Raw genomic sequence first — 18,418 nt, forward strand, 5'->3', positions numbered from 1 at the left:
CCAATGGTTAAATGGCAGGATCAGTTGGTTAATTATTGGTGATGGGCTTCATGACCTGGTCAAGGGCTAATTGCCAATTGAATTTTTGCTTTGTGCTATTTACCTGTTGTATATCTTTTATATAAGCCGGGTTAAAATAAGCGGCCAGCGAAAGCGTATAAACCCCATTAGCCGGTTCAAACAAGGTGCCTGCTTCATATCCCTTTTCGTGGTTTTCGGCACGTTTTTTATCAAATGATACCTTGCTGTTTACAAACTCGCCGTGAGTTTTAGCTCCTGTTACAAATGGCACTAAAAAATCAACCGATTTTTGGATAGATGCCCCCTTTTCTGACTGGTAGGTAAAATAGTTTTTGCCGTTAGCCCGGTAAATAACCATACTGGCCCTTAACAAGGGTTCAAGCGTATAGGTATGGTAATGCAGCGCATCCCTTTCCAAAAAATCAAAACCGCTTCCATCGGCATTCAGGTTAGCGTTGATCTGTTTTTCCAATTCCTGGTAAATGCGCGGTTCGTAACCCGTGTTATGCAGCGTAAATGCAACCAATGTGATGGTCTTGATACGATGCGAATTCCAGTTATTAAAGCCGGTTGTTCTACCCGGTCTGGCAGAGGCGCTGTTGAGTTCTGCTTCACCAACTTTGATCAGCCAGTTGTCAATCTGTTGTTTTGATTCCGCGGAAACATCATTCCTGATCAGATCATAACCGGTGATGAAATCCTCCAGCTTGGTTTCGTTAATGGGATCGCCATTCGGCTTATTGGTATTAGCCCAGGCCAACAGAAAATCCTGTGCCTTTTGTAGATAAGATTTTTGCTGATACAACCGGTAACACAAAGCCAGCCCGTAAATTTTTTTTGCATCCTGCAGTGCTTTAAGACTGGCCGTTTTTGCAGGATTACCAGCCAATACACCCTGAGATACGATTGTTTCGATAGGATTTGGCTGTTCATTTAAAGCCTGTTCTGCAGTTTGCTTGTTGGGTTCAAATGCTTTTTTAACCTCATCGTTACTTCCGATATTCTTTTTCAATGCCTTAATTTCGGCATCGTTTAAACTAACGTACTGCGCCTGGGCATACACTCCTGCAACCAGAAAGCCCATCAATAAAACTACTTTTTTCATCGATCAGTTACGGTTAATTACGGGTTGACCTTTGTATAAATGTTGTTTACGCAGCAAAGCTTCCAAATAATAGTAGTCCGCATAAATTATAGGCACATCAATCTCGGTTCCTGCTGGTTTGTGGCCTGTACTATGGATGAGTAAAAAACCTTTGCTACCCCCTGCTTTGGCCTGGTATTTTTCGCTCAACATTTTTACGATCTTATCGGCAGTTGAGCGATATTCTTTGGCATTTTTACTATAAGTACTTAACTCATATAATGCCGAAGCAGCCACCGCAGCAGCAGAAGCATCGCGCGGAACATTGGGTATGGCCGGATCATTGTAATCCCAGTATGGTACCAGGTCTGTTGGTAAATTAGGATTGCTAAAAATGAATTTAGCGATATTTTCGGCCTGTTTCAAATAGGCTTTGTTGTGCGTTTCGCGATAACACATGGTATAACCATAAAGGCCCCATGCCTGCCCACGTGCCCAGGCCGATTCATCGGCATAACCCTGGTGGGTTTGTTTGTGCAGCACTTTACCGGTTTCCGGATCATAATCAATTACATGATAAGAACTATAATCGGCCCTGAAATGATTTTTCATGGCGGTATTAGCATGTGCCACCGCTATTTTATAAAATGAGGAGTCGCCTGTTAAGCGTGTTGCCTCAAACAGCAGCTCCAGGTTAAGCATGTTATCAATAATAACCGGGAATTTCCATTGTTTACGGTTATCCCATGATTTGATCGAACCCACAACCGGGTTAAACCGGGTCGAAAGTGTTTTGGCGGCTTCAATGATCACCTCTTTATAGTGCGCGTCTTTTGTTAACCGATAGCCATTGCCAACGCTGTTGTATACCTTAAAACCCATGTCATGCGTAATGCCATTTGTTTTCTCGGTTTCAATATTTGTGGTGAATTTTTGGGCCAGCCCCATCCACTTTTTATCTTTGGTGTACTCATATAAAAACCAAAGTTCGCCCGGGAAAAAGCCGCTGCACCAATCTTTTGATGGTACCATTATCAGCTTTCCGTCCACGTTTAAACTTCGTGGCGATACCAGCGCAGAATTGGCTGCGTCGGATTTTACCGTGTCAACCTCTTTAAGCATCAAAGCGGTTTGTTTTTGTGCGAATGAAAAAGCTTTGGTTACATCAGTTTGTGAAAATGCCTTTATAGCCAAAAGATTCAGCACAAAAAAGACGATCAAGTTTTTGGTTCTCATGGGTTTTATAAAAGTTTATGATCAGTTTGGTTCGTCTTCAATTCAGGGGGTAAAAGACACTGATGATGAGTTCAATATTACGACGTATTCCTGCCAAAATAAAAGCATAGCCTGTTAATTTTTACGCAAACGTTTGAGTTGACGTTATGCAACCTGGGCTTTAATGGATTTTTCGATACAACTTTTTCGCAAAAGTGGGTAAAAATGCTGTTTAGTCGATGTTTTTATCTAATTTTAAGAAAATACTCATATACTTGTTGAGTCGCCGGGAGAGAGCCAATTATGAATTTTGATGCCATTACTATAAGGGATATAGCCAGGGAATTACACCTATCCGTTTCTACTGTTTCTAAAGCACTGAGAGACAGTTATGAGATCAGCGAAAAAACCAAAAAACTCGTAATGGAGTTTGCCCAAAAACACAATTACCGTCCTAACCCTATGGCCCAAAGTCTCAAAAAAGGGCATAGCAAATCCATCGGCATTGTAGTTTCCAGTATAGACAACCAGTTTTTTTCGCAGGTAATTAATGGCATGGAGTCAGAAGCCTATAGCCAGGGGTATAATGTGATCATTACCCAGAGCCATGAATCATATGATCTGGAAGTACAAAATGTAGGGCATCTCATCCACAGGGCAATTGATGGCCTGTTAATTTCCATTGCAACCGAAACAGCCGATGTAGAACATCTCAGAAAGTTGCAGCAGCAAGGCTTACCTATTGTTTTCTTTGATAGGGTTAGTACTGAAATAGAAACACATAAAGTAATAGTTGATAATTTTGGTGGTGCCTACCAAGCCACTACGCACCTGCTCGATTCGGGTTATAAAAATATTGCGCATATCACCAGTTCGGTAACATCATCGGTTACTAAACAAAGGCTGGCTGGCTATATAGATGCGCTTGTAGAAAAAGGTATTGAAGTAAAGGAACAATACATCAAATATTGTCTTCATGGTGGTCTTAACCTGGATGAGTTGGAGCAAGCCGTTGATGAACTGATGGCATCAGAACCACGTCCTGATGCGATCCTGACGGCCTCTGACCGAATTACAACATCTACCATGACCTTGCTGCACAGAAAAAATATCAGAATACCACAAGATGTTGCATTGGTTGGTTTCTCTAATACCGTACTGGCCGATGTATTAAACCCCTCGCTTACATCGGTACATCAGCCCGCCTTTGAAATCGGCAGAAAAGCAACCGAAATGTTGTTGAGTATCATTAACAGCAAACGCCCAATTACCGAATTTGAGAATGTGATTTTACCTACCGAACTATTTATCAGGAGTTCATCAGCCAGTAAGCACAAATAAAACTTCTCCATCATTCCCCAAAGATTCCTGGACAATCCTTGTAACAGTTCATATTTCTGAAAAACACCTTAGTGTAAGAAGAAAGTTACAATTCCTAATTTTTCGAAAACGATTGCGTAAATAAAATTGGGGCAAAGTGTAAAACACCGTATCAAATGTAGGTACTTTTGATATGTGCCTTTCGCCTGAATAAGGCGATCACCCATTTATAAACCCTGTATTAATTATTAAAGTTTGCTGTATGTATCAGGTTGTACCTTCATATTATGTAAATGCTATTGATCAACCATCAAACATAGTAAGTGTAATCAATACTCGTTTGCATTAATGATAGAAAACCCGCGTACAGTCATAAAATTTATTGACAGTGTAATAAAACGTACTAATAACCACCTAAAAACCAATAAAACCAGTGCTTACCCAAACAAGTTGAATATGAAAGAATAACAGACAAAAAGTCTGGCGACAGACACCTCTCCCCCTCATTTAAGGTTTCCTCAAAAAAATTAAGTAACGAAAGTTGCACGGGAATCTTATTGCCAATTTTTAACCTAATTAATACAATAAACAAAGAATTATGAAGATAAAAGCTTTATTTTTTAGCGTATTCAGAAGCACCTCATTGCAATTAGCACTTATTTGCTTTTTGCTTACCGGTGCTTTTGCAAGCGTTGGCGCAAGGCCAGGAGCTATGCCAATGAAAACAATCAAATCAGCCGTTAACTTAAAAGCCGCGGCTGATATAAAAATAACCGGTCGCGTTACCGATGAGAGGGGCTTAGCCCTCCCCGGAGCCAGTATACAGATAAAAGGCACAAAAGCAGGTACCACTACCGATATTGACGGTAAATATTCTATTACAGTACCAGATAATGATGCTGTTCTGGTATTCACAACCATAGGTTACACCACCCAGGAAATACCGGTTAACGGACGTAAAACCATTGATGTTCAATTATTAAACAATGCCAAAGACCTGAATGAGGTTGTAGTTGTAGGTTATGGCGCTCAAAAGAAACGCGATGTAACCGGCGCGGTAACTTCTACCAATTTAACCAACGTTACCAAAACTCCTGTTTTTGGTACAGCCCAGTTATTACAGGGGCAGGTGAGCGGTGTGCAGGTTACACAAACCAACGCGCAACCGGGTGCCAGTTTTAGTGTACGCATCAGGGGTACCAACTCCATTACTAACAGCAGCGAGCCATTATATGTAGTTGATGGTTATGCCGGCGCCGATATATCAGCCATAAACCCTAATGATATTGCTACTATGGATGTGTTGAAAGATGCATCTGCAGCAGCAATTTATGGTAACCGTGGTGCGAATGGTGTAGTTATCATCACTACCAAAACCGGTAAAGCGGGCCAAAATATTGTTTCGGCCGATGTATATTCCGGCGTTCAAAGAGTGGGCAAAATATTGGATCTGATGAATGCGTCGCAATTTGCCGTGTATCTTGATTCGGTAACCGCTTATAACAATGTAGGCTCAAAAACACCCAAACCACTACCTTTTACTCAGGATCAGATCAATAGCTTAGGTGCCGGTACCAACTGGCAAAAAGAATTATTCCGCACGGCCCCTGTTACCAATGCTAACCTTTCCATAAGCGGCGGCAGCGAGCTTACCAAATACCTGGTAAGTTTCAGCTATTTTGATCAAAAAGGTATTATTCTTAATTCGGGGTATAAACGTGGTACCTTACGTTTTAATTTCACACATGATATCAGTAAAAAACTATCATTTGGCCTTAATTCCCAGGTATCTTATGATCAGCAGAATATCGCTAACGTAAATACCAGCGGTGGTGCCGGCGGTGGTACTTTGCTTGATGCCTTACGCATAAGTCCTACTGTACCAGTTTATGATGCTACGGGCGCGTTTACTTTTCAAAATGGCCCTACCGGATATGCTGATATATTAGGTAACCCTATCGCGGCAGCTACCTTAAATACAGATGTTGACAATTCGCTGCGTTTGTTCATTAACGCTTATGGCGAATACCAGATAACAAAAAACCTAAAATTCAGGTCGAGCTTTGGTACTGATGACCGTTTCGAAAAAGAAAGGATCTTTAGACCGAACACTACCTACCTGGGCTTAACCACCAATGGTTATTCGTCGATCATTAACCCTTCCAATCTGGATTGGTTAAATGAAAACACGTTAACCTATAATGCCACTTTCAATAAGATACATACGATAACAGCATTAGCAGGGTTTACCTATCAAAACTCCCAATACCGGGCCAGTACAGCAACCGCACAATCATTAACTACCAACAACTTAGGTACAGATGGTTTGGGCGCGGGTACCAGCTTAAATGCCACATCAACTGCAAACGGACGCCGATTGGCATCATTTATCGGCAGGGTAAATTACAGCCTCATGGACAGATATTTATTAACCGTTTCCGTACGCCGGGATGGTTCTTCGGCTCTGGGTGCTAATAATCGTTGGGGTACATTCCCATCAGGTGCATTAGCCTGGAGGGTATCAAGCGAAGAGTTTATGCAGAACATCAAAACCATTAGCGATCTGAAACTACGTTTAGGTTATGGTATCGTGGGTAACCAGAGTATCCCTGTAAATTCACCTTACGCGCAGTATGCTTTAAATAGCTACGTACTTAACGGTGGCCGTAATGTTGGTTTTTCACCCAATAATATCCCCAATGATAATTTACAGTGGGAACAGACCCGGTCATACAATATTGGTTTAGATCTGGGTTTACTCAACAACCGCATTACCTTTAATGCCGATGTTTATGATAAAAAAACCACTAAATTATTATTCCAGCGCCCTGTGCCTTCAACAACCGGCTTTACTACTTTTCAGGACAACCTGGGTGCTATGAGTAACCGCGGTATCGAACTTGCTTTAAATACTACCAACATCAGCGGGCAATTTATAAAGTGGACTACAGGCATCAACTTTGCCAAAAACATCAATAAAATATTAGATCTGGGAGGCCCTCAAAGTGTACTTACTGGTACCGTGAGCTCCAGCTTATATCCAGGCGGTCAAAACTCATCTATATTGCAGGTAGGTAAACCTATCGGCTCATTTTATGGCTATGTATATGATGGCATATGGCAATCAACCCAGCAAATTACGGCAAGTGGAATCACCAATACGCTTAAACCAGGTGATCCGAGATATAAAGACCTAAATGGCGACCATATCATCAACGCGTCTGATCGTACCATCATCGGTAATGCCTTACCAAAATTCACTTACGGCTTTAACAGTAATTTAACCGTAGGGCAGTTTAACCTGTTTGTTTTGATACAAGGCGTTTACGGTAACAAGATCATGAACGAGAATAAAATTGAGACCGAAAACGGAACCACCGGCGATAATAAATTAGCCTATGTATTAACCAGAAGCTTTGGTATGCCGGGTTCTGATAATTCCCTGCCAAGTGTGGGCAGTACTTTGCGCCGCAGTTTAGGTCCAACCAGCGACATTTTAGAAAATGGCAGCTATTTAAGATTTAAAACCATCACTTTAAACTATAATCTGCCATTGCCAAAAGTTAGTAAGATATTCAAATCGGCCAGTATATATGTAACAGGTCAAAACATGTTCACCATTACCAAATATTCAGGTTATGATCCGGAAGTGAATACTTATGATACCTCAAGCGGAAACTATACTTCATTAGGTACCGACTATAATCCATATCCAAATATTAAAACCTACACCTTGGGCTTAAGATTAGGCATGTAACCGGTAATTATTTAAATAGAGAAATCATGAAAAAAATATATATACTATGTGCTTTGGCAGGGTTAACCTTTTCTTCCTGCAACAAGCTGTTAGATGAAAAACCAACCAGCGTTTTAACTAATATCAACTTTTATCAAAGTGCTGCCGATGCGCAGGCTGCGGTTGTTGGCGCCTTGAGTCAGTTACAACCCCAGGCTTATTATCAGCGTACGGTTTACATTATGGGTGAACTTTCGGGCGATTGCCTTATCCCCTTGCTTACGCAAAACCAGGAGCGTATTGATATGTACAAGCTAACTTACACCCCATCAAACATCGAAATAAATAACTGGTGGGTAAATAGCTATAAGCTGATTAGCAGGGCTAATGATATTTTGGCTAACGTGCCCAAGATCACCATGGATGTTCCTACAAAGAACAACCTCTTGGGTAACGCCAGCTTTTTACGCGGCATGGCTTACTTTGACCTGGCAAAAAGCTTTGGTGATGTTCCATTGATCACCCATCCTGTTATTGACAAAAGCGATCCTGATTTTTCTCCATCGAGAACGGCTGCCAGCAAGGTTTATGCACAAGCCATAGCCGATCTGTTGTTTGCCGAAGCCAATTGCTTATCCGAAGATAAGATCTCATCAGCCAACAAAGGGATGGTATCATCTGGCGCGGCATCAGCCATGCTGGCCCGTGTTTATCTGCAAAGAGCAAGCACCACTTTTGCCGATCCATCTGATAATCAGAATGCCCTTACCGAATGTAATAAAGTGATCAACTCCGGACTTTATAAACTGATGCCAAATTATACTGATGTATTTAACTGGGATATTAAATATTTCCCGCAACAAACAGAGCATATTTTTGATGTACAGTTTGGCAGCAATAACACTACTACCACGCAAAATATAACCGTGCGCATGTTTACGCCGCTGGCAGGTGGTGGTTCCGGATCATTTGTGGCTAACCCCTATGTATTCAATAGTCTTTATTTTGGCGCAGATGTTAGGAAAGCCTGGAACGTAACCAACAAGGTAACCGATTCAAAAGGAGTTACCACAACCGTTTCTCCATGGATCAGTAAATATAAAGATCCACAGTGGGTACAGGGAAGTAATAACTCCCGGATGAACTGGATCATACTGCGTTACGCCGATGTATTGATGATGCAATCAGAAGCGATGAACAATCTTAATCCAGGTGATCCTGCCAAATTTAACGGCTTAAACACCGTACGGGATAGAGCTGGCTTATCTGCATCACACCTTGATTTGGCTAATACCCCTACACCTTCCGCTTTTATTGATACGTTGGTTAAAGACCGCGCCCGGGAGCTTTGTGTGGAAGGTCATCGTCGCTGGGACTTGATCAGGCTGGGGCGCATTAAACAAGTTGAACAGACTATAAACGGTTTTACACTTCCCGACAACCTGTTGCTACTACCTATTCCGCAGCCAGAGCGTGATGTGAATCCAAATTTATCTCAAAACCCAGGATATTAACCCATTATGACATACAGACATATCACCCTATTTCTGTTAATACCCCTATATTTTACCAGCTTTGCACAACGCAAAGCTGGTAAAACTGTTTTTATACTGCTTGATGAGCAAACGCTTGAGCAATGTAAACAACAATATCAAAATAAAGACACGGCCATGGTAGCGCAGGTTAATAGCCTGATTACCCGTGCCGATAGTCTCCTTAGTGCAGGCCCCTATTCGGTAACTTATCACAAAACTAAACTGGCCCCAAGTAATGATAAGCACGACTATGTAAGTCAGGCGCCCTACTGGTGGGCCGACTCCTCCAAAAAAGATGGTAAACCCTACATCCGCAAAGATGGCAGGCGAAACCCCGAAATTTATTTATTGCATGACGGCAGTCAGATGGGCAGCTTATGCAATAGTGTGGAGCAACTCACGCTGGCCTGGTACTTTACAGGTAACGAAAAATATACACAGAAAGTTAAAAGTTTACTGCAAGTTTGGTTCATAGATGCAGCTACCCGGATGAACCCCAATTTAAATTATGCACAATATATTCCCGGACTTAATGATGGTCGGGGTATTGGCATTATCGAAACTACGGGTTTAACGGTTATCCCGGACATGCTCACCTTGCTGCGATCAAGCCAAAACATCAACAGCAGTTTGGTAAGCGGCGTAAAACAATGGTACAAACAATACCTGGACTGGTTGGTAACCAGTAAAAACGGCAAATCGGAACATAACCAGATCAATAATCATGGTACTTACTATGACCTGCAGGTAGTCGACTTTGCCCTATTTACCGGTAATGATGTTTTGGCAAAACAAACCTTACGGCAAACCACCATCGCCAGGATCGATCAGCAGTTTACGCCAGATGGCGCTATGCCGCTGGAACTCATCCGTACCAAATCATGGGGTTATGCCAACATGAACCTTTGGGGCTGGTGCCGCCTGGCCAAAATGGCGGCTTTAGTCAACGTAGATCTTTGGCACGAACAAACCATCGACGGCAAAGGCATCAAAACAGCTATCAACTGGCTCATGCCTTACGCACTTAAACAAAAAGCATGGACGCACGAACAAATCGAGCCGTTCACCTACGGTACATTCACCCGTATTGTTCACGCCGCGGCGACTGTTTATCCCGATGATATCTTCAAACAATATTTAAAAGAGCATCCGCTAAAAAATCGGTTAAACGATATCAATTAGTAGGTTTTTAATATACTTATGAAAAGATCAATATTATCCTTTTTAACTTTTATCTGCATCTCGGGCCAGTTGAGTTATGCCCAGCAAAAAACAAGACTTACCGGTAACTGGGAGTTTTTAAAGCAGGACATCGGTGGTGTATGGGAAGCCGTGCGTCCGGTTACGCCCGGTAACCCCGAAAGTGTTCCGGTTTGGCAAAAGGTAACCCTGCCCCATTGTTTCAACTCCCGAGATGCGGTTGATCCGGATACCCATTATTACCAGGGACCGGGCTGGTACCGCACCCAACTGGATATTAAAAATCCTTATGCTAATGGCCATACCCTGCTCCATTTTGAAGGTGCCGGGCAAAAAACCGAAGTGTATGTATACACCACCAAAGTAGGCGCTCATTTGGGTGGCTATGATGAGTGGACGGTAGATATAACCCAGGCGGTAGAAGATTTTAGAAAGACTGATGTTTATCAAAAAAGATTTAAGGGGCGCATCCCGGTGGAGATCCGATGTGATGACTCTCGTGATCTGGAAACCATCCCCTCGCAATTATCTGATTTTAATGTTTATGGTGGGCTTTACCGTTACCTGAACCTGGTGTATGCCCCAGCTGTTTCATTGGATAAAATATTTGCTTCGGCACAAACAGATAAAGAAGGTAAACAAGGCGAACTACAGATTAAAGCCAGATTTTATAACCCGGCTAATAGCTCTACTGCCGATGGTTTGATTAAACTGATCGACCCTCAGGGAAAAGTTGTAGCTGATAAAACTTTTCAATTAAGCAATTTAACCGGCGATGTTTCTATTGGCTCATTCCAGGTTAAGAAACCCAAATTATGGTCACCGGCCAATCCGGCCTTGTACACGGTTGAAGTATCCGTTAAATATAGAGATCAGGTTGATGTACAAACCGAAAAAGTCGGCTTCCGCAATTTTGAATTTGCTGATAACGGGCCATTTTATCTGAACGGAAAACGCTTGCTATTACGCGGCACGCATCGCCATGAAGATCAGGCCGGCGTAGCCGAAGCCATGACCGATAGTATGATGCATCAGGAAATGCAGATGATGAAGGATATGGGTGTAAACTTTATCAGGTTGGGTCATTATCAGCAGTCCCGAACCATATTGAATTTATGTGACAGCCTGGGCATTTTGGTTTGGGAAGAAGAACCCTGGTGCCGTGGTGGTTTAGGCGGCGAAGGGTATCAGAACCAGGCCAAACAAATGATGACTAACATGATCGAGCAGCATTTTAATCATCCGGCCATTATTCTTTGGGGATTGGGTAACGAGAACGACTGGGAGGGCGATTTCCCGGTGTTTGATAAAGAAAAGATCCACGAGTTCATGAAAGCGCAGAATGATCTGACCCATCGTTTGGATCCTTCACGCAAAACCACCATCAGACGTTGTGATTTCTGTAAAGATATACCCGATGTATATTCTCCTTCTATCTGGGCAGGTTGGTACCGTGGCTTATTTACCGAGTATAAGGCCACTTCCGAAGAAGAATTTAAAAAAGTAAAACGCTTTTTCCATGCCGAATGGGGCGGTGACAGTCATGCCCTGCGCCATTCCGAAAATCCGGATAAAGCATTAAGCAATATCAAGGCTGGAACTGGAACAGACGAACGTCTGGGCGACGCTTCTTTATACGGTGGTGCAGCCCGTGCATCAAAAGACGGTGACTGGAGCGAAAGCTATATCTGTAACCTGTTCGACTGGCACTTAAAAGAACAGGAAACTATGTCATGGCTTACAGGTTCGGCCTTTTGGATCTTTAAAGATTTCTCGACCCCTATCCGCCCGGATAACCCTATCCCCTACATGAATCAGAAGGGTGTGGTTGAACGCGATCTTACCCCTAAAGAGTCTTACTACGTATTTCAATCCTATTGGACAGATAAACCTATGGCCCATATTTACGGGCATAGCTGGCCCGTGCGCTGGGGTGATCCCGGTGAAGAAAAGATGGTAAAAGTATATTCCAATTGTGACAATGCCGAACTTTTTGTGAACGGTAAAAGCTATGGCATAAAAAAACGCAACAGCCAGGATTTTCCAGCGGCAGGCTTGCGTTGGATGGTACCTTTACAGGCAGGTAACAACGACATCAAAGTAGTAGCCCATAAAGGCAAACAAACCGTTACCGACCAGATCAGTCAGCAATACCAGACCGAAAAATGGGGTAAGCCAGCCAAAATAGTGATCGAAAAAGTGAAAGATGAAAACGGAGAAGCTACTATTCAAGTAAAACTGCAAGACAGCAAAGGTGTACAATGCCTTGATGCGGTAAACTGGATCACGTTTTCACTGACCGGCGATGGTACTTTGATAGATGATCTGGGTACTTCAAGAGGCTCACGCAAAGTGCAAGCCTATAATGGTCGCGCTTTAATCAGTATAAAAACAAATAATGGCAAAAGCGTGGTGGGTGTACAATCGCCGGGCTTATCGACAGCATTTATTAATTTATAAGTTATGTTTAAAATACGGTATCTATTATTTCTTTGTTTGCCCCTGCTTTTGCTAAGCTGGCAAACAGACACAGGGTTGCCTGTTAAACAACAGGTAACAGCTACATTAAAGGCCGATATATTAAAAGAAGCCGCCTGGGCGCTTAAACAGGATCCGGTAACAGTTACCGCCGAAACTTGTCCGCGCAGCTCGGGAGGTAAACATGATTTTTACTCCGAAGGCGATTATTGGTGGCCAAATCCACAGGACCCTAACGGGCCATATATACAAAAGGATGGGTTAACCAATCCTGGGAATTTTGTGGCCCATCGTCTGGCTATGATCCGTTTCAGCCGTATTATTGGTGCATTAGCCTCGGCTTATCAGATCACAAGTGATAAAAAGTATGTTAAACAAGCCATCTGGCACCTGAAAGCCTGGTTCATTAACCCCGAAACCATGATGAACCCTAACCTGCAATATGCTCAAGCCATCAAAGGTGTGGCCACTGGTCGCGGTATAGGTATTATTGATACCATACAATTAATGGAGGTGGTTCAGGGTCTGGAAGCGATGCAAAACTCATCCTTGATTGATCAGCAAACGTTGGCGGGTATTAAAGGGTGGTTTACCCAATATATTACCTGGCTTACCACTCATCCATATGGTAAGGACGAAATGAGCGCTAAAAATAATCACGGTACTTGCTGGGCCATGCAAACCGCTTGCTTTGCCAAATTTACGGGCAATAAGGAGGTGATGGATTTTTGCCGCAACCGCTTTAAAGAAGTATTACTACCCAGCCAGATAGCAGCAGATGGTAGTTTCCCCTTAGAGTTAAAACGCACTAAACCCTATGGCTATTCTATATTTAACCTGGATGCCATGACCACCCTTTGCCAGATACTAAGCGACAAAAACGATAACTTGTGGACCTATCAAACACCAGATGGCCGGTCCATCAAAAAAGGGATCGAGTTTCTATATCCCTTTTTAAAAGATAAAAATACCTGGCCTTATGCACATGATGTAATGCACTGGGAAAGCTGGCCTGTTGCCCAACCCTCATTAGTTTTTGGCGCAGCAACCTATGGTAATGCCGATTGGCTCAATACCTGGAAAAAACTGGATCACGCTCCTACTGATGAAGAGATCATTAGAAACTTACCGGTAAGGCATCCTCTTATTTGGCTCAATTAACACATAAAAAAGCCCGGTTCAATTGAGCCGGGCTTTTTTATGTTGTATCATTAATTAGGTAATAGTCTGTGAAATTTAAATTCGGTTAATACCGGGGCGTCGGCCGGATAGGTGATATATTTTAAGGTTAATAGGTTAGCATCAAGCGTAAATGTGGTATTATCATAAAGCTTGACATTACTTGGCGTTTTAACTACAGGGTTTTGGCCATTTTGCTCAGCCATTTCTTTGATCGTAACTTTTAAACTATCCCCTTTTGTTATATAAGTCCCGGTATACGAAGTTTGAGTAGTTGGGTTGCCATAATGGACTAACGTATAGGTAAATTCGCCAAGTCCCCCGAAATTTAAGTGGGTCTCAAAATTAGGCGTCTGGCTTACATCTACCCATCCTCCAACAAGGTTTTTAACAGGTTCAGTTACTGGTTTCTTTTCCTTTTTGCATGCCCCTGTTATTAACAGCGTACAAATCAGTATGCCATGCAAAACATTGATAAAATTAGGTTTAAGCGATTTCATAAAATGCAGGTTTATAACCCTTACGGCACACCAAAGCATTTCGCTACAACCACTTATTCTTTTCAGTTCATTAATATATCGGGACTCCTAAACTGATCCCATATCGTTTCACAGATGATTTGAAAACTTCCCTGGCTACCTGTGTTAAATTTTGCCACTCAAAACCGCCGTAGATAGTATCAAACCGGATATTGTCTACCCGTTTGATCACCTCAGTTAGCTCCTTCTCAGGTAAGGGAATAACATTGGGGTAGCTGTACATAAAGGCTAAATGTTTTTTGCTTTTGGCTACATAGATACTGTCGCCGGTAAGTAATGCGCCTTCTGCAGATAAGCGTGGCACCCGTAGTACGCTGCTGCCCGGGAAATGCCCACCGGTGTTGATGATGGAGATACCATCCCACAACTGCTGTTCAGCTCCCTCCCAAAATGTGATACGCGGGCCTTTGTTAAGCATCCATTGCTCATCAGCAGCATTAATATAAACCGGGCAATCAAAGGTCTCTGCCCACTCGTTCACGTTACTATAAAAATGTGGGTGCGAAAATGCGATGGCTTTTATTCCTCCCTTTGATCTGATAAAATCAATGACCTCCTGGTTAAGCAGCGGAATGCAATCCCATAAAATACTACCCCCAGGCGAAAGTGTTAATAAAGCCCTGTTTCCAAGCGCGAATAATGGTGTTACCTGAAAGGAGAAAAGCGTAGGACTAAGTTCCCTGATCTGTACTTGATGATTGGCCACTATTTCGGCTGAATTAGTCCAATTTTGACCATCTTCGGCCAGGTATTGCCGGTCGTCATTACATATCGGGCAAACTTCTGGTGATGACAATTCTGCCTTATATTGTGTACCGCAGGTACAGCATGTATTTTTTACTGGTTCCATAATTTTATTTACGATGCTTCTTGTTATTAATCCTCACCCGCAACCAGGTGCATAGCAATAGCTATCCGGTTCCAGCTGTTGATGGTTGTAGTTACAAATATGACCTGTGCCAGCTTTTGTTTACCCAGCAGTCTCAGTGCATTTTCATAAGTTTTATCGGATACACCATGATCGGCAATACGGGTTAACTCTGTAGCTAATTGTAAAATAGTCTGCTCTTCTTCGGTAAAAAATGGGGTTTCCCACCAGGTGGCCAGTGCGAAAAGTCGTTGGGTAGTTTCGCCAAGGGCGATGGCATCTTTGGTATGATAGTCGATACAATAACCACAGCCGTTGATCTGGGATACGCGTATCCTGATCAGTTCCTGCAGGCGGCGGTCGAGTTCAAATTCAGCCCACTGTTTATCGGCAACAGCCATGGCCTTATAAATACGGGGCTCTGCCTCGTCAATGTTCATTCTCCGTTTCATGTCTGGTTAGATTAATTATCATCTAATTTCAGACATTATTGGACTACTTATATAGTCCAGACATTACAAAAGAAATAGTCCAGATATAAATAAATTATCGGGTTAGTCAATAGCATGATCTGTTTCGATATCTGTTCCCTTCCACACCTTTTTGGCTGTCCAGTCTTCATCTGCTTTCTGCCAAAACTCGTCAGACGGAGGTAAACCCAGAATCAGAAAAGCTTCGGAACAAAGATAGAGGCTTCCTGTCGACATATATCCTTCGCCAATATTGGGCTGATGACCGTATAACCCGACCTGCAACCAGCCTTTATCATCAAAAGTCCTGGGTGCTTCTAACTGTCTTTTAATCAGCGTATATAAAGCTGCCCTCACCTGTTGAGGTTTAACCGCATCAGGCAAAGCGTGCATCAACGCAATTTTTGATAAAAGCTGAAAAGCGCCAAAGCGGTAAGCCAGGGAACGGCCAATGGGCGGATAAGTACCTTCGGGCGATATCAATCGCTCCTGAATAGCGGCATAACGACGGGCACGTTTCAACGCGGTATCATAAGTTGTCTTTTGATCGATACCGGCATTTTGGAGGGTTTGTAATACATCCAGCAACATAGGCTGTATCACAAAACTGTTGTAATAATCCCAATGAAAATCGGCACCATCACCATACAAACCGTCCCCCTTGTACCACAATTGATGCTGTTTGATAGCGTAATCCATCCGCATCCTATCACCATAGTTATCAAATTTCAGCAAGGCGGCTTCAATAGTGGCGCTGAACAACAGCCAATTGTTATATCCTGGCGTAATAACCCGTGAGGATTTAAACGCGGCAATAATATTGGCTTTGGTTGGCGCATCCAACGGATCCCATAATTGATGCGGTGCACGCAATAAAGCCTGGGCCAAAAAAGCGGCATCCACTACGGGTTGGGCACCTTTGTTAAAATTCATAAAATCGGGACTGCCTGGATCTGTAGCGTTATGAAGTCCCACACGCGCCAGTTCGATATATTTTTTGCGTAATATACCCTCGGGAGTTTGATCCGGACCGATCTCGAGCCAGGGGGCCATACCAGCCAATAAGCGGCCAAATGCTTCCAGGTACGTATAATTTTTACGGTCGCCGGTTTTGGCTTCCACCGGCATTTGCTGTTTGAGTTCATTTTTGCTCAAGGCGGTCAATACCGGATCGGCTATCCGCACAAGTGATTTAACCAGATAAACTCGCTCTTTTTGGCCGGCATCGTTATTTGCCGGCAATTGGGCCATTACTATGCCTGATAAAGGCAGGGATAATATCAAACAGAAAAATTTACGCATTGCAGAATTGATGTTCATCTTTATCATTTTTAATTCTCCGTTTTACCGGGAAATTTATCAAACAAGGCTTTCAGTTCCTTTGCTTTTTCAGGGTATTCCTGAATAACATTGGTTCGTTCGCTTGGATCGTATGACAAGTTAAACAATTCTATTTTAGATTCCTGTGCCTGATTGGATATCCCAGTATTGGTATTGGCTGATTTTACTTCCCGGTACTTCCAATCCCCCTGCCGTACAGCCTCACAAATACCGTTGTTTACATAATATATCTCCCTGTGTTTAGGGTGACGACCGCCTTTCCCCAATAATACATCCGAGATAGACTGACCATCGAGCACCCGACCTTTTGGCAATGGCGCATTTACCCATTGGGCAAGGGTTGGCAATACATCCAGGTTGCTCACCATGCTGGTGATAGATGCCCCAACCGGGGTATGATTTTTCCAGTAAACGATAAACGGTTCGCGAACGCCGCCCTCATAACTTTGCCCCTTGCTGCCGCGGAAAACGCCTGCGGTACCAGCATCCCAGGGTTTGGTAGCGCCATCACCAGACATGCGCGACGGAAATTCGATCCATGGCCCGTTATCGCTCGAAAACATAAATATGGTATTATCAGCCAGTCCTTGTTTTTCCAACTGTGCCCAAACCTCGGCCAGACTGGCATCAAGTTGCTCTACCACATCACCCAGATGACCACCATCTGAACGGCCTTTATTCTGTTGCGAGGAAGCAAAAGCAACCGGCAAATGCGGCACGTTATGCGCCAGGTACAGGAAAAAAGGTTTGCCTTTCTTTTGTTCTTTAATGTATCTGATGGCCTCGTTCTTGTACAGATCAATAAGGGATGAATCGGCAGGCTTGATTACCTCTGGTTTATGCCCCCTGAATATTTTAAGCGTGGTATCTGTTTTAACATAAGGCGCCCGGTAATCATGACTATATAAAAGGCCATAATAAGAATCAAACCCCTGTGCCATGGGGTGGTTGTAGGGTTTATGATCGCCCAGGTGCCATTTACCTATCATAGCGGTTTTATACCCAACAGCTTTCAGCATTTCGGCGATGGTTACTTCCTGATCTGGTAAGCCCAACTCCGATCCAGGAGGTATTGGATAAGGAAGGTTCATCCGGGAAGCATAACGTCCAGTTAACAGTGATGCCCTTGATGGCGTACAGCTTGGGCTGGATACCACATAATTGGTTTCGCGTACACCTTTTTGGGCCATCTTATCCAGAAAAGGCGTCTTGATAACCGGGCTTCCGTAGCAGCTCAGGTCAGAGTAGCCCATATCATCGGCTAGTACAAAAATGATATTTGGCCGCTGCTGCGCCCTGACATTTAGTGTGATAAAAAGTAAGACAAGCCATATCAGCTTAGTAGATAATTTGCCCGGGAAAGCTCTCATACAGGTTTATGTAATTTATCCAAAGTAACCGATTGCCGTTTTACTTTGCAAGCGGTTACTTT

At 43.1% G+C, this 18,418-nt stretch carries 13 protein-coding genes; 6 read left to right on the forward strand and 7 right to left on the reverse strand.

Translation table 11 applies throughout. The annotated features are described in order from the left end of the window. Window positions 1-28: 28 nt before the first annotated feature. Window positions 29-1,126 carry an alginate lyase family protein gene (locus tag BLR84_RS14365; protein WP_090469017.1) on the reverse strand — a complete coding sequence of 366 codons (1,098 nt, stop codon included), beginning with the start codon at window positions 1,124-1,126 and terminating at the stop codon, window positions 29-31. 3 nt (window positions 1,127-1,129) lie between these two features. Then, window positions 1,130-2,341, reverse strand: coding sequence for a glycoside hydrolase family 88 protein (locus BLR84_RS14370; RefSeq protein WP_090469020.1), 1,212 nt, complete (start codon window positions 2,339-2,341; stop codon window positions 1,130-1,132). Window positions 2,342-2,623: 282 nt separating this feature from the next. Between BLR84_RS14370 and BLR84_RS14375 the strand changes: the two genes are divergently transcribed. The 6 genes from BLR84_RS14375 to BLR84_RS14400 all read left to right on the forward strand — a co-directional run bounded on the left by BLR84_RS14375 (window position 2,624) and on the right by BLR84_RS14400 (window position 13,750). Next, the gene (locus BLR84_RS14375; protein WP_090469023.1) at window positions 2,624-3,661 is read left to right on the forward strand and encodes a LacI family DNA-binding transcriptional regulator; all 1,038 of its coding nucleotides are present in this window, start codon (window positions 2,624-2,626) and stop codon (window positions 3,659-3,661) included. A gap of 577 nt (window positions 3,662-4,238) precedes the next feature. Further along, window positions 4,239-7,397 (forward strand): SusC/RagA family TonB-linked outer membrane protein, encoded by a 3,159-nt coding sequence (locus BLR84_RS14380; RefSeq protein ID WP_090469026.1) that lies wholly within the window; start codon window positions 4,239-4,241, stop codon window positions 7,395-7,397. 26 nt (window positions 7,398-7,423) lie between these two features. Then, window positions 7,424-8,890 carry a RagB/SusD family nutrient uptake outer membrane protein gene (locus BLR84_RS14385; RefSeq protein ID WP_090469029.1) on the forward strand — a complete coding sequence of 489 codons (1,467 nt, stop codon included), beginning with the start codon at window positions 7,424-7,426 and terminating at the stop codon, window positions 8,888-8,890. A 6-nt stretch (window positions 8,891-8,896) separates the two neighbouring features. Continuing rightward, window positions 8,897-10,093: an alginate lyase family protein gene (locus tag BLR84_RS14390; RefSeq protein ID WP_090469031.1), complete on the forward strand. Its 1,197-nt coding sequence runs from the start codon at window positions 8,897-8,899 to the stop codon at window positions 10,091-10,093. An 18-nt stretch (window positions 10,094-10,111) separates the two neighbouring features. Then, the gene (locus BLR84_RS14395) at window positions 10,112-12,571 is read left to right on the forward strand and encodes a glycoside hydrolase family 2 TIM barrel-domain containing protein (RefSeq protein ID WP_090469034.1); all 2,460 of its coding nucleotides are present in this window, start codon (window positions 10,112-10,114) and stop codon (window positions 12,569-12,571) included. 3 nt (window positions 12,572-12,574) lie between these two features. Next, complete coding sequence (locus BLR84_RS14400) at window positions 12,575-13,750, forward strand: alginate lyase family protein (protein ID WP_090469037.1); 1,176 nt, start codon at window positions 12,575-12,577, stop codon at window positions 13,748-13,750. A 50-nt stretch (window positions 13,751-13,800) separates the two neighbouring features. Here the strand turns inward: BLR84_RS14400 and BLR84_RS14405 are convergent, their stop codons facing one another. The 5 genes from BLR84_RS14405 to BLR84_RS14425 all read right to left on the reverse strand — a co-directional run bounded on the left by BLR84_RS14405 (window position 13,801) and on the right by BLR84_RS14425 (window position 18,356). Continuing rightward, window positions 13,801-14,268 (reverse strand): hypothetical protein, encoded by a 468-nt coding sequence (locus BLR84_RS14405; RefSeq protein ID WP_143013906.1) that lies wholly within the window; start codon window positions 14,266-14,268, stop codon window positions 13,801-13,803. A gap of 70 nt (window positions 14,269-14,338) precedes the next feature. Further along, window positions 14,339-15,157: an MBL fold metallo-hydrolase gene (locus BLR84_RS14410; RefSeq protein WP_090469043.1), complete on the reverse strand. Its 819-nt coding sequence runs from the start codon at window positions 15,155-15,157 to the stop codon at window positions 14,339-14,341. 26 nt (window positions 15,158-15,183) lie between these two features. Further along, entirely contained in the window at window positions 15,184-15,627 is a 444-nt protein-coding gene (locus BLR84_RS14415; protein WP_090469046.1) for a carboxymuconolactone decarboxylase family protein, read from the reverse strand. Between the two features lie 102 nt (window positions 15,628-15,729). Then, window positions 15,730-16,965, reverse strand: coding sequence for a DUF2264 domain-containing protein (locus BLR84_RS14420; protein ID WP_255366943.1), 1,236 nt, complete (start codon window positions 16,963-16,965; stop codon window positions 15,730-15,732). A gap of 11 nt (window positions 16,966-16,976) precedes the next feature. Further along, the gene (locus tag BLR84_RS14425; protein WP_090469049.1) at window positions 16,977-18,356 is read right to left on the reverse strand and encodes a sulfatase-like hydrolase/transferase; all 1,380 of its coding nucleotides are present in this window, start codon (window positions 18,354-18,356) and stop codon (window positions 16,977-16,979) included. Window positions 18,357-18,418 lie beyond the last annotated feature (62 nt).

Origin of the sequence: Mucilaginibacter sp. OK268 (assembly GCF_900103125.1) — a bacterium.
Taxonomy (GTDB): domain Bacteria; phylum Bacteroidota; class Bacteroidia; order Sphingobacteriales; family Sphingobacteriaceae; genus Mucilaginibacter.

Bases quoted from the DNA above. Each gene is read 5' to 3' on its own strand.
- BLR84_RS14365 (WP_090469017.1), bottom strand. From the start codon at position 1,126: ATGAAAAAAGTAGTTTTATTGATGGGCTTTCTGGTTGCAGGAGTGTAT.
- BLR84_RS14370 (WP_090469020.1), bottom strand. From the start codon at position 2,341: ATGAGAACCAAAAACTTGATCGTCTTTTTTGTGCTGAATCTTTTGGCT.
- BLR84_RS14385 (WP_090469029.1), top strand. From the start codon at position 7,424: ATGAAAAAAATATATATACTATGTGCTTTGGCAGGGTTAACCTTTTCT.
- BLR84_RS14380 (WP_090469026.1), top strand. From the start codon at position 4,239: ATGAAGATAAAAGCTTTATTTTTTAGCGTATTCAGAAGCACCTCATTG.
- BLR84_RS14375 (WP_090469023.1), top strand. From the start codon at position 2,624: ATGAATTTTGATGCCATTACTATAAGGGATATAGCCAGGGAATTACAC.
- BLR84_RS14405 (WP_143013906.1), bottom strand. From the start codon at position 14,268: ATGAAATCGCTTAAACCTAATTTTATCAATGTTTTGCATGGCATACTG.
- BLR84_RS14425 (WP_090469049.1), bottom strand. From the start codon at position 18,356: ATGAGAGCTTTCCCGGGCAAATTATCTACTAAGCTGATATGGCTTGTC.
- BLR84_RS14395 (WP_090469034.1), top strand. From the start codon at position 10,112: ATGAAAAGATCAATATTATCCTTTTTAACTTTTATCTGCATCTCGGGC.
- BLR84_RS14420 (WP_255366943.1), bottom strand. From the start codon at position 16,965: ATGAACATCAATTCTGCAATGCGTAAATTTTTCTGTTTGATATTATCC.
- BLR84_RS14390 (WP_090469031.1), top strand. From the start codon at position 8,897: ATGACATACAGACATATCACCCTATTTCTGTTAATACCCCTATATTTT.
- BLR84_RS14410 (WP_090469043.1), bottom strand. From the start codon at position 15,157: ATGGAACCAGTAAAAAATACATGCTGTACCTGCGGTACACAATATAAG.
- BLR84_RS14400 (WP_090469037.1), top strand. From the start codon at position 12,575: ATGTTTAAAATACGGTATCTATTATTTCTTTGTTTGCCCCTGCTTTTG.
- BLR84_RS14415 (WP_090469046.1), bottom strand. From the start codon at position 15,627: ATGAAACGGAGAATGAACATTGACGAGGCAGAGCCCCGTATTTATAAG.